The organism is Streptomyces xingningensis (assembly GCF_054957865.1).
On record NZ_JBDJPF010000030.1, the window covers coordinates 66,608 to 78,302 of the forward strand.

Annotated in this window: 9 protein-coding genes and 1 tRNA gene; 3 read left to right on the forward strand and 7 right to left on the reverse strand. The window is 72.1% G+C overall.

Going from position 1 to position 11,695, the window contains the following annotated elements:
- Positions 1 to 29 precede the first annotated feature (29 nt).
- Positions 30 to 120: transfer RNA gene (locus tag ABCR83_RS17615), tRNA-Ser, on the reverse strand.
- A gap of 204 nt (positions 121 to 324) precedes the next feature.
- Between ABCR83_RS17615 and ABCR83_RS17620 the strand changes: the two genes are divergently transcribed.
- Both ABCR83_RS17620 and ABCR83_RS17625 read left to right on the forward strand, forming a co-directional pair.
- Positions 325 to 762 carry an SSI family serine proteinase inhibitor gene (locus tag ABCR83_RS17620; RefSeq protein ID WP_462695980.1) on the forward strand — a complete coding sequence of 146 codons (438 nt, stop codon included), beginning with the start codon at positions 325 to 327 and terminating at the stop codon, positions 760 to 762.
- A 213-nt stretch (positions 763 to 975) separates the two neighbouring features.
- On the forward strand, positions 976 to 4,395 hold the full coding sequence (locus tag ABCR83_RS17625; protein ID WP_462695981.1) for a response regulator: 3,420 nt from the start codon (positions 976 to 978) through the stop codon (positions 4,393 to 4,395).
- 26 nt (positions 4,396 to 4,421) lie between these two features.
- Here the strand turns inward: ABCR83_RS17625 and ABCR83_RS17630 are convergent, their stop codons facing one another.
- On the reverse strand, positions 4,422 to 5,009 hold the full coding sequence (locus tag ABCR83_RS17630) for a TetR family transcriptional regulator (protein ID WP_462695982.1): 588 nt from the start codon (positions 5,007 to 5,009) through the stop codon (positions 4,422 to 4,424).
- 156 nt (positions 5,010 to 5,165) lie between these two features.
- On the opposite strand from ABCR83_RS17630, the gene ABCR83_RS17635 reads away from it, so the two are divergent.
- Positions 5,166 to 6,413, forward strand: a complete 1,248-nt coding sequence (locus ABCR83_RS17635; protein ID WP_462695983.1) for an MFS transporter — start codon at positions 5,166 to 5,168, stop codon at positions 6,411 to 6,413.
- Here ABCR83_RS17635 and ABCR83_RS17640 read toward each other — a convergent pair.
- From ABCR83_RS17640 to ABCR83_RS17660, 5 genes are all read right to left on the reverse strand, one after another.
- Positions 6,397 to 8,052, reverse strand: a complete 1,656-nt coding sequence (locus ABCR83_RS17640) for a long-chain fatty acid--CoA ligase (protein WP_462695984.1) — start codon at positions 8,050 to 8,052, stop codon at positions 6,397 to 6,399. The genes ABCR83_RS17635 and ABCR83_RS17640 overlap by 17 nt on opposite strands.
- A gap of 85 nt (positions 8,053 to 8,137) precedes the next feature.
- Positions 8,138 to 8,668, reverse strand: coding sequence for a SigE family RNA polymerase sigma factor (locus tag ABCR83_RS17645; protein WP_462695985.1), 531 nt, complete (start codon positions 8,666 to 8,668; stop codon positions 8,138 to 8,140).
- A 110-nt stretch (positions 8,669 to 8,778) separates the two neighbouring features.
- Complete coding sequence (locus ABCR83_RS17650; protein ID WP_462695986.1) at positions 8,779 to 9,612, reverse strand: glycoside hydrolase domain-containing protein; 834 nt, start codon at positions 9,610 to 9,612, stop codon at positions 8,779 to 8,781.
- A 53-nt stretch (positions 9,613 to 9,665) separates the two neighbouring features.
- Entirely contained in the window at positions 9,666 to 10,832 is a 1,167-nt protein-coding gene (locus tag ABCR83_RS17655) for a lipid-transfer protein (protein ID WP_462695987.1), read from the reverse strand.
- Positions 10,829 to 11,695: OB-fold domain-containing protein (locus ABCR83_RS17660; RefSeq protein ID WP_462695988.1), on the reverse strand; the 867-nt coding region annotated here is incomplete at its 5' end. The genes ABCR83_RS17655 and ABCR83_RS17660, both read right to left, overlap by 4 nt.

Genomic DNA, 11,695 nt, shown 5'->3' on the forward strand with positions numbered 1-11,695 from the left:
AAAAACAGCTGAACTCCCTGGTCAAAGGGCGGAGGCGGAGGGATTTGAACCCTCGATGGGCTTTAAGGCCCAAACCGCATTAGCAGTGCGGCGCCATAGACCGGACTAGGCGACGCCTCCAGCACACCCACGCGAGCGCGAGTGTCGCGTGCAGATGATGACACAGCCTCACGGCTCGCCACCAATCGCACTCTACGTTACCGGGCTTTCCGCCGACGGGGCAAAGCACTTCCGGGGCGCGCAACGCGCGGCGGTCCGGCGCGTTAGAGAGGGGCGAAGGGCCCGGCCCATCGGTCCCCGCGCCCCCTACCCCTGGAGTCCCTCATGCCACTCCGCCGTCTTCTCCTCGGCACCTTCGCACTGGCCCCGGCACTGTTCACGATCCCTACCGCCACCGCCGCCCCGATTCCGCTGCCGGCACCGGAACCGGGCGACCACCTCAAGGTCACCCTCACCGACACCGGCCACGACGGCACCTACGACCTGTACTGCCACCCGGTGGGCGGCACCCTGCCGCATGCGAAGGCCGCCTGCGAGCAGCTCGACCGGCAGACCCAGTGGGGCAAGGACCTCTTCGCCCCCGTGCCGCCCGCGAGCGACTGCACCATGATCTACGGCGGGCCGGAGCGGGCCCACGTCACCGGAAACTGGGCCGGACGGCCGGTGAACGCCGACTTCAACCGGGTGAACGGATGCGAAATCAGCCGCTGGAACAAGTTCTCCCGGCTGCTGGGAACTTCACGCGCCATGCGGAAGGGCTGACCCCTTTCATCCGGCGTTCTATCCGGCGTTCCACCCGGCGTTCCACCCGGCGTTCCACCCGACGGTGTCATGCGAAGGCCCCGCCGCACCGCTCATCCGCCGTCGCGCCAGACTCCGCAGCCCGTAGACTTCGCTTCAACAACATGCCGCAGGGGCAGCGGCCAACCCGCCCGAAGCGGTCGCAAGGTGCGGTAACCAGGGAGGAAGCGCGCAGTGAGCAGCAGGCCATCCCGAGGCGCTGCTCGCCTCGCAGCCATACTCGACGCCCTTCCCGACGCGCTGTTGCTCGTCAACTGCAACGGTACGGTCGTCAACGCCAACCACATTGCGCTGGAGACCTTCGAGGTCCCCGGCACCGGGCTCGTCGGGCGCGGACTGCTCGATCTGCTGCCCTCGTTCGACTCGCGCCGCATCCCCGGTTCCATGCGGCTGCCGGACGACGAGACCAACGGCGGGCGCACCAGGCCCACCCGCATGATCGCCCGGCGTACCGACGGCACCCCGTTCCCGGTCGAGGTGACCAGCGCCAACCTGGCGGACGGACGGACTCCGTATGCCGACGCGCACGCCGCCTACACCGGCGACGAGCTCCTCATGATCGTGGTGCGGGACCTGACCGGGACCCTCGACACCGAGGCCGAACTCGCCCGCCAGCAGCGCCAGACCGAGATGATCCTGCGCGCGGCGGCCGAGGGCGTGGTCGGCGTCGACACCGCCGGGAAGGTGGTGCTCGTCAACCCCTCCGCCGCGCAGATCCTCGGCTACCGGGCCAGCGACCTCGGCGGGCGCGAACTGCACCCGCTGATCCACCACTCGCGCGCGGACGGCACACCGTTCCCGTACGAGGAGTCGCCGATCGCCGACACGCTGCGCTCCGGGCGCAAGCACCGGGTGCGCGGGCAGGTGCTGTGGGCCAAGGACGGACGTGCGGTGCCGGTCGATCTGACCACCGCGCCGGTGCGCGACGGCGACCAGCTGGTCGGCGCGGTGATGACCTTCACCGACCGCCGCCCCTACGACGCGCTCGCCGCACGCCACGCCCAGCTGCTGGCGGTGCTGGGCGGCTCGCTGCGCGGCCCGCTGGAGCAACTCCGGGGCGAGCTGGGCACGCTTGCCGACGACCCGGCCGGCCAGCTGTGGCCCGAGGCCAACCAGATCCTGCACCATCTCGCCGCCGGATACGGCCGGATGGCGAAGCTTGTCGACAATGTGCTGGCCCACCAGCGGCTGGAGTCGGGCGAGACCAGGCTGGTGCGCGAGAAGTCCGCGCTGGACGAGGTGGTGGCGGCCGGCGTCGAGGGCGCGGTCGAGCTGATCGGCCCGGGCCGCGCACAGTTCGCGGTGCACGCACCGAAGATCGAGGCCGAGGTCGACGCGGACTGGTTCGCGCAGGCGCTGGCGCATCTGATCGCGGATGTGGCGGGGGTGGACGCCACCGGCAACGCGCCCTCGGGCGGCACCGCTTCCGGTGACTCGACGATCGTCGTCGCGGCGGCCAAGCGGGACACGGTGGTCCGCATCGAGGTGCGCGGGCCGTACGCCGGCGGCGACCCGGTCCACCAGCCGATCGTGCGCGGCATTGTGCGGCAGCACGGCGGAGTGCTGCAGACCCACGATGTGCCGGGGACGGCGGGCGGCAAGGCGTATGTACTGGAGGTGCCGCTCTCCTCGGCCGACGGGCCGGTGACGGCCTCGGCGGAGCGGCCGGGATCGGGCCCGGCGAGCATCGGCAGCGGGACGACGATAATGCCGATGCCCGCGCCCAGGGCGGCGGCGGAGGGGCCGGGCACGGCCTCGGGTTCGGCCCCGGGCTCCGCTGGTTCCGCTGCCGGTTCCGCTGCCGCGGAGCAGGGTGGTGGGCGGCGGGGGAAACGGGCCGCCGAGGCCGTCACCGGCCAGGCGGCCGAGGCCGAGCGGTCCCCGGGCGGCGAGCTCGCCGAGCGGTCCGAGCCGACCGGGCGGCGGCGGGCCCCGGCCCGTCCGGACGCGGAACGGACCGGGGCCGAGGAGCGCGACGCGCGTGCCGCGGGCGGTGCCTCCGGGCCGCCGCCGTCGGGTGCGGGGCTGGTGCCGCCGCAGTCCGGCGGGCGCCGGGCACGGCGCGAGCAGGTGGAACCGCGGCAGCCGGAACCGCAGCCGCCGCGGGCCGCGTTCGCGCTGCCACCCGCGGCGGCCGACCGCACGCCCGAGTCCGGCGGGCCGGCGGAGCCGGTCGCGGTGGCCGCACCCACCGGGCGGCGGGCCCGGCGTTCCGCCGTCGAGACGGCGGCGCCCGAGCGGACGATCCCGGGCCAGGCCGACGCCGAACCGGACGTACCGCGCACCGCGTTCGCCCTGCCGCCGGCCGAGGCCGACCGCAGGCCCGAGCCCGAGGCGCCCAAGGCGCCGGGCGCGGCCGACGGTTCGCGAGCCGCGGAGCCCATGGTTCCGGCGCAGCCGGGGCCCGCGCCGTACGACAGCGCTTCCGCCGCGCCCAGCGCCGCCCCGGCACCGGCCGAACCAGCGGCCTCGCCCACCGGCCGGCGGCGGGCCCGGCGGCCGCTCGCGGAGGAACCGGGCGCGGCGCCGCAGCAGGGCGGCGGTCCGGCGGCGACCGCACGGCCGATCAGCGTGCGTACGCTCGGCCAGGGCGCGCCATTCGCGCCGCCCGGCGACGCCACTCCGCCCGGAGGCACCAGCGTCGGCTCGGGGCGGCGGCGGAAGCTGGGCAACCCGGCCGAGGGGGAGCGCGAGGCGCAGCCCGCCGCGCGACCGCACCCACCGGTCGCGCCCGAGGGCCGGACCTTCGCCATAGGGGCTCCGGACGAGGGCGCCGAGGGGCCCGAGCCGCTCGACGGCCCCAACGGCGCGGTGGAGATCGTCAACACCGTGGCGGCGGTACGGCCGCCGGTGGACGACGAGCTGCCCCCCGAACCGCTCGACAACCCGCGTCGGCTGCTTGTCTGGCCGGCCCCGGACGCGTCCACCGAGCAGGCGCTGACGGAGCGCGGCTACCGGCCCGTCATCGTCCACTCGCGCGATGAGGTCGACGCACAGATGGCGGCCTACCCGGCCGCGCTCTTCGTGGACCCGCTGACCGGGCCGATCACCCGGACCGCGCTGCAGTCGCTGCGCCAGGCCGCCGTCGCGGCCGAGGTCCCGGTGCTGGTGACCGCGGGCCTGGGCCAGGCCACCCGGGAGGCGGCGTACGGGGCCGACCCGGCCGTGCTGCTGAAGGCGCTGGCCCCGCGGGACAGCGAAATGCACCCGCCGCGCGTGCTGTTGATGGAGGAGCACGAGCCGATCGCCAACGCCCTGACGGCGACGCTGGAGCGGCGCGGTGTGCAGGTGGCCTGTGCGGCGACGGACAGCGAGGCGGTGACGCTGGCGGAACAGGTTCGTCCGAATCTGGTGGTGATGGATCTGCTGCAGGTCCGGCGCCGACGCGCGGGCATCATCGACTGGCTGCGCGGCAACGGCCTGTTGAGCCGTACGCCGCTGGTCGTCTACACCTCGGCCGGCATCGATCCGGCGCAACTGCCCCGGCTGGCCTCGGGGGAGACGGTGCTCTTTCTCGCGGAGCGCTCGACGAGCACGGAGGTGCAGGGGCGGATCGTGGATCTGCTGGGGAAGATCGGCACCAGTCCGGGCTGACTCGCGGGGGTGTCCCCCGGGGAGGCTCAGGAAGCGTGCCCCACGATGCGGCGTGCGGCCGTTCGGACAGACGCCCGCAGGCGATCGTGATCCTCCTCGGTGGCGCCGGTCAGCACCCGCCTCATCTGCGGCTGGACGGTCGTCCATGACACCAGGGCGATCATCATAAAGAGCAGGTCCCCCGCCGGGATGTCGGAGCTGATGACGCCCTTCCGCTGCGCCTCGGCGAATGCGGCGACCTTCCGGTCGTAGTGGCGCCTGCGCTCCTCCTCGTGGGGGAAGCTGCTGGTGCCGTACTCCAGGCCCTCCCAGTAGACCAGCCGGATCACCTCGGGGTGGGCGGCGTGATAGGCCATCAGGCGGTCGATCCAGCCGTCCAGGTCCTCGGCGTCGACGGGGACGTCGGCGGCGAGTTCCGTCAGGCGCTTGTTCAGGACTTGGGAGAAGAGCTCGGCCTTGTTGCCGAAGTAGGCGTAGATCAGCTGCTTGTTCGCCTTGGCCTCGCGTGCGATGCGGTCGATGCGCGCACCGGCGATGCCATGGGCGGCGAATTCGGCGGTGGCCGCGGCGAAGATGCGGGCCTTGGTCGCCTCGGGGTCCCTGACTGTTGCCATGGACTCAGGGTAACCAACTATTTGGTTGACAGGGGGTGCGCGGGTGGCGGATATTCATGCGGTAACCAACTGGTTGGTTGGAGATTTGGGGCAGCCGGTGCGGTCGGTTCGGTCGGAGCAGTCAGAGCAGTCAGAGCAGTCGGAGCAGCCACCCTTATGAATCCTTCCGCGTCCAGGGCCGGAACCCCGGCGCAGGCGGCGTCTGCCACATCGGCGCCAGGCGGGCCGCGGCCCGGCATCCTGCTGGGCGTCATAGCCCTGTGCACGGCGGTCACCGCCGCCAACATCTATCTCGCGGCGCCACTGCTCGGGCTCATCGCCCGGGACTTCGGCGTCCCGTCCTCCAGCGTGGGCTGGATCGCGTCGGTCGCCCAACTCGGCTATGCCGTCGGGCTGTTGGTGTTCGCGCCGCTCGGGGACACCGCGGACCGGCGGCGGCTCGTCGGGATCCTGTCGGTTGCCGCGGGCGCCGCCCTGGTCGTCGCCGCCCTGGCGCCCGGGCTGCCCGCGCTGGCCGGAGCCGTGCTGGCGGCTTGCGCCGCCACGGTCGTGCCGCAGTTGCTGGTGCCGCTCGTCGCCGAGCGGGCGCCTGCCGAGCGGCGGGCCCGGCAGGTGTCCGCGGTGGTGGCCGGGCTGTTCACGGGTGGCGTCGCGGCGCGAGTGCTGGGTGGGCTCGCGGGGCAGGCGTACGGGTGGCGGGCCGTCTTTTACGGTGCGGCGGCATTGACCGTGGCTGTCGGGCTGATGACCGCTCTGCTGCTGCCGGCCGAGAACCGGCGGCGGCGAGCCGCCAATCCGCTGCGGGCGATGGCCGGGATGCCGCGCATGCTGGCCTCCTCGGCCGAGTTGCGGGCCGCCTGCCTGCGGCAGGCGGGGTTGTTCGGGGCCTGGATGTCGCTCTGGACCACGGTCACCTTGTTGCTGACCTCGGCGTCCGGGCCTTACCACCTGTCGACCGGGGCGGCCGGGCTGTTCGGGCTGTTCGGGCTGGCGTCGACTGCGGTTGCCCCGGTGTCGGGTACGTTCATCGACCGGTTTGGACCGGGGCGGGTGTTGGTGGGTGCGTATGTGCTGGTGGCGGCGTCCGTACCGGTGTTCTGGCTGGGCGGGCGGCAGTTGTGGGCGCTGTGTGCGGCGGGCGTGCTGATCCATGCGGGGCTGGTGGCGGGGCAGGTTGCCAATCAGGCGCGGGCGCTGGCGGCGACGTCCACCCCGGCCACGGCCAATACGGCGTATGTGATGTCCGCCTTCCTCGGCGGGGCGGTGGCCACCGCGCTCGCGGGGCCGGCGTTCGGGCGGTGGGGGTGGGGCGCGGTGTGCGCGATCGCCGGGGTGAGCGTGGTGGTGGGCTGGGTCGGGGGGTGGCGTCGTCGGGTACCGGCGGCCCTCAGGCCAGGAGGGTGACCTCCAACTCACCGTCCGCATACTGTTTGCGCAGCAACTTCTTGTCGAACTTTCCGACGGACGTCTTCGGCACCGCCGCGATCCGCACCCAGCGCTCCGGCAGCTGCCAACGTGCGATCCGGTCGGCCAGGAAGGTCCGCAGGTCCTCGTAACCGGTCGATGAACCGTCCCGCAACACCACGGCCGCCAGGGGGCGTTCACCCCATTTGTCGTCCGGGACGGCCACCACTGCGGCCTCCGCGACCTCGGGGTGGGCCATCAGGTGGTTCTCCAGCTCGACCGAGGAGATCCACTCGCCGCCCGACTTGATGACGTCCTTCGCCCGGTCGGTGAGCGTCAGATAGCCGTCGTGGGTGATCGTGCCGACGTCGCCGGTGCGCAGCCAGCCGTCCGGGCTGAACTTGTCGTCCGGCCGGCTGGGTTCGCCGTTCACCCCGCCGTGGTAGGCGCCCGCGATCCACGGGCCGCGTACCTCCAGCTCACCGGCCGACTCCCCGTCCCACGGCAGGAAGGCGCCGTCCGGCCCGGCCAGCCGGGCCTCCACCGATGCGGGGATCCGTCCCTGGGTGACGCGGTACGGCCAGGCCTCCGCCGCGCTGAGCCCGGGCGGCGGGAAGGCCATCGCGCCCAGCGGCGAGGTCTCCGTCATGCCCCAGGCTTGCACCACCCGCAGCCCGTGGCGCTCCTCGTACTCCTTCATCAGGGCGGGCGGGCAGGGGGCCCCTCCGCTGATCACGGCCTTGAGGGAGTCGACGGGGCGTGGCCTGGCGTCGAGTTCGGTCAGCAGGCCCTGCCAGATGGTCGGTACCCCGGCCATCACCGTGGGCCGCTCGGCCTCGATCATCTCCGCGAGCGGCACGGGCTGGAGGAAGCGGTCGGGGAAGAGGAGGGAGGCGCCCGACATAAAGGCCGCATGGGGCAGGCCCCAGGCGTTGACGTGGAACATCGGCACCACGGGCAGACAGATCTCGCCCGGCGTCAGCCCGAAGGAACTCCCGGAGTTGACCTCCATCGAGTGCAGATAGACGGAACGGTGGCTGTAGACGACGCCCTTGGGCTCACCCGTGGTCCCGGAGGTGTAGCAGAGTGCGGCCGCTTGGCGCTCGTCCAGCTCCGGCCAGTGGTACGGGCTGTCCGGCTGGGCCGCCAGCAGGTCCTCGTAGCCGTGCACTCGGGCCCGGCAGCCTTCCAGTACGGACCGGTCGCCCTCGCCCGAGACGATCACATGCTCGACGGAGTCCAGCCGGGGCAGGAGCGGCGCGAGCAGCGGCAGGAGCGAGCCGTTGACGATGATGACCCGGTCGCCCGCGTGCCCGACGATCCAGGCGAGTTGCCCGGCGGGCAGCCGGAGGTTGAGTGTGTGCAGCACCGCGCCCATCGCCGGGATCGCCAAATAGGCCTCCAGGTGATCGCTGTTGTTCCACATCAGCGTCCCGACGGCGTCGCCCTCACCGGCGCCGAGGCCCCGCAGTGCGTGCGCGAGCCGTGCGGCCCGGGCGCCGGTCTCGGCGAAGCTGCGGCGCCGGGGGCCGCCGCCGTCTCCCGTCCAGGTCGTGACCTGCGCTCGGCCGTGGACCGTGGCTCCATGCGCCAGGATCCGGGTGACGGTCAGCGGTACGTCCTGCATCGTGCTCTGCACCAGGGGCCTCCCCATTCCACGAGGGTTGTTCCCGGGTGATTCTGGTGGCGTTTCCAGAGGTGTGTCACTACCCCCGGGGCGGGTCTTACGCGGCCCGGGCCAGCTCGGGGTCCTCCCGGAGCTTGCCCAGTGCGCGGGAGACCGCGCTCTTGACGGTGCCGATGGACACTCCGAGCAGCTCGGCGGTCTGGGCCTCGGTGAGGTCCTCGTAATACCTGAGGACGACCATGGCCCGCTGCCGGTCCGGCAGCCGGTGCACCGCGCGCCACATCGCGTCGCGCAGCGCCTGTGACTCCGCCGGGTCGGACACCGGAGCGTCCTCGCGCTCCGGGAGCTCGTCGTAGGGGTACTCCTCGACCTTGCGCTTGCGCCACTGCGAGGTGCGGGTGTTGACCAGCGCCCGGCGGACATACCCGTCGAGGGCCCGGTGGTCCTCGATCCGCTCCCAGGCCAGGTAGGTCTTGGTGAGCGCGGTCTGCAGCAGGTCCTCCGCGTCGCACGGGTTCGAGGTCAGCGAGCGGGCGGTGCGCTGCAGCACCGGTCCGCGTGCCCGTACGTAGGAGGAGAACGTCGGGTACACGGCAGTGAATGCGCTGGGGCACACGGTCGTGGTCATGCCTCAACGCTAGGAGCGCACCCGTACCCGGCGGATCGGCCGCAGGTGCCGAAGCCCGATCCGCCTCAGGTCGTACAGGGAGGGACGGCCCCACCTCCTGGAGGGGTATTTCAGCCGATCACCGCGACCGGGGCGTCGATCAGATTGCGGTCGATGGTCAGCTTCCGGCCGCCGTGGGTCTCGGTGACGTCCCCGGCGTACTGGTGGATGCGGCGGTGGTGCCAGGAGCCGGGTGCGAGCGTGCGCTCCTTCTCCGTCGACGGGCTCACCCGCCAGCGGGCGAACCACATCGCCTCCGGCAGGGAGTCCGTCCCGGACCGCCGGGCGCTCTCCATGTGCCGGACGCCGGACTCGGCACTGCTGTAGAAGCCGGGCACATAGCCATGGCGGACGACGGTGGCGCTCCACGACCGGACGAAGGCGAGCGTGGTGCTCGCGCAGTCGTCGTCCTTGTCGTCGTACGCCTCCATGTCGAGGTAGATCGCGCTGCCGGGCGAGATCCCGAGCCGGTCGGCCTTGTGCACCGCGTCCACGCCCTCGTCGATGCCCTGGTCCTCCGGGTAGTCCCCGATGGGGTAACCCCTCTTGTTCTCCGCGCGGACGCAGGGCGACTGCGAGCCCACATAGAGGGGCAGCACCTTCCAGCCGAGGTCGCGGGCGCCGGTCAGCCAGGCCTGGCTGAGGTAGCGCTGGCGGGTACAGGCGCGGGCACGGCCCGCGAAGTAGACGCCGACGGCGCGGTATTCGGAGGTTCCCCAGGCCCGCAGGGTGGTCAGCGGCGGTGCCTCGCAGGTGTCGAAGCCCCGGCCCTTGAACACCGTGGCACCCCGCCTTATCCCGTACTGCGGACCGGCCGCGGTGGCGGGAGCATACGCCGCCGGAAGCTGGGCCAGGGCCGCCATCAGGGCGACGAGATATCCGATGATCTTTCTCCGTCGGTCCATACCGCGAAGTCAAGGGGCAATATCATGATCCCCGCCGATGACACGCCTTGGATTCATCCGTCTGCGCCAAGAAGAAGCCCGGACGTGGGAACTCCGGTCCCGGCAGTGACCAAGACATTTGCGACATTCGACATCTGGTTCACCGCGCTTCCGCGCAACTGCCGGACCGCCTCGGCAATGCCGTTCATGCCATGCAGATAGGCCTCGCCCAATTGACCGCCATGGGTGTTCAGCGGCAGCGCGCCGGCGGCGACGAACCCGGCGCCCTCGCCGGGGGCGCAGAAGCCCAGCTCCTCCAACTGCATCAGCACAAACGGGGTGAAGTGGTCATAGAGGATGGCCACCTGGATGTCTTCCGGTCCCAGTCCACCGGTGCGCCACAACTGGTTTCCGACGACCCGCAGTTCGGGGAGTCCGGCGAGATCGTCACGGTAGAAGCTGGTCATCATCTCCTGGGCCCGGCCGGAGCCCTGGGCCGCGGCAGTGATCACCGCCGGGCGGTGCGGAAGATCGCGGGCCCGGTCCAGGGAGGTGACCACCAACGCCAGCCCGCCGTCGGTCTCCTGACAGCAGTCGAGCAGTCGCAGCGGCTCGGCGATCCACCGCGAGGCGGCATGCTCGGCGAGCGTGATCGGCCTGCCGTGGAAGTACGCGGCCGGATTGGTCGCCGCATGGCGGCGGCAGCTGACGGCCACCTGCCCGAAGACCTCGGGCTCCAGGCCGTGGGTGTGCAGATAGCGGCGGGCCGCCATCGCCACCCAGGAGGCGGGCGTGAGCAGCCCGAACGGCAGGGACCAGCCCAGCGCGACCCCCTCGGCGGAGGGCTCGTGCCGCTGGGCGCCCGCGCCGAAGCGGCGGCCCGAACGCTCGTTGAACGCGCGGTAGCAGACCACCACCTCGGCGACCCCGGCCGCGATGGCCAGGGCCGCCTGCTGCACCACGGCGCAGGCGCCACCGCCGCCGTAGTGCACCCGGGAGAAGAAGGACAGCTCGCCGATGCCGACCGTCTGGGCGACGGTGATCTCGGGGCTGGTGTCCATGGTGAAGGTGACCATGCCGTCGACCTCGCCGGGGCCCAGCCCGGCATCCGCCAGGGCGGCCCGTACCGCCTCGGCGGCCAGGGCCAGTTCACTGCGGCCGGAGTTCTTGGAGAACTCCGTCGCGCCGATGCCGGCCACGGCCGCCCGGCCGCCGAGGGTGTCGGGGTTGCGCAGGCTCATGAGCGGGCCTCCGTGAGCGTCACCGTTCCGCTGAGGTGCCGGCCGAGGCGGTTCACTCCGATGACCGAGACTCTGGTCTCCGCTGCGCTGCCGGCTTCAATGGTTCCGGTCAACGTCAGGATGTCACCGGGATGGTTGGGGACGCCGAGCCGGATCGCCACCTTGCGGAGGACGGCCCCGGGCCCGAAGCGTTCGGCGATATAGCGGCCCACCAGACCATTGCTGGTCAGGATGTTCATAAAGATGTCGGGTGCGCCTTTGGCGCGAGCGGCCTCCGGGTCATGGTGCACATCCTGGTAATCGCGAGAGGCAATGGCGCCGGCGATGACGAGGGTGCGGGTGATGGGAATGGAAAGCGGGGCCAACTCGGTTTCTTTCCGGGCGCTTTCGGCGCGGAAGACCGGAAGTGTCTGTTCGTTGTCCACGGTGATGAACTCCAGCCGCACCGGCATGCCGATCCGCACCTGCCCAGGCTCCACGCCCGTGACATTGCTGATCATCCGTACGCCCTCGGCGAGTTCGATCAGCCCGACCGCATAGGGCGGGTCAAAGGCCGGGAAGGGCGGGTGGTGCATGACCACATAGGAGTAGACCGTCCCGGCGCCGGAGGCCTCCACCGCCGTCCAGGCGGGCGAGCCACAGCCACCGCAGCCGGGCAGCCAGGGGAAGCGGAGCTTCCCGCAGGCGTCACAGCGCTGGATCAGCAGCCGGTGGGCGGCCACGCCGTCCCAGAAACCGGCGTTGTCGCGGTTGATCACCGGCCGGGGCCGTTCCGCTTTCTCCGGGGGGTCGGGTTTCCTCGGGGGGTCGGGTTTCTCCGGGCCGGGTTTCTCCGGGCCGGGTTTCTCCGGGCCGGGTTTCTC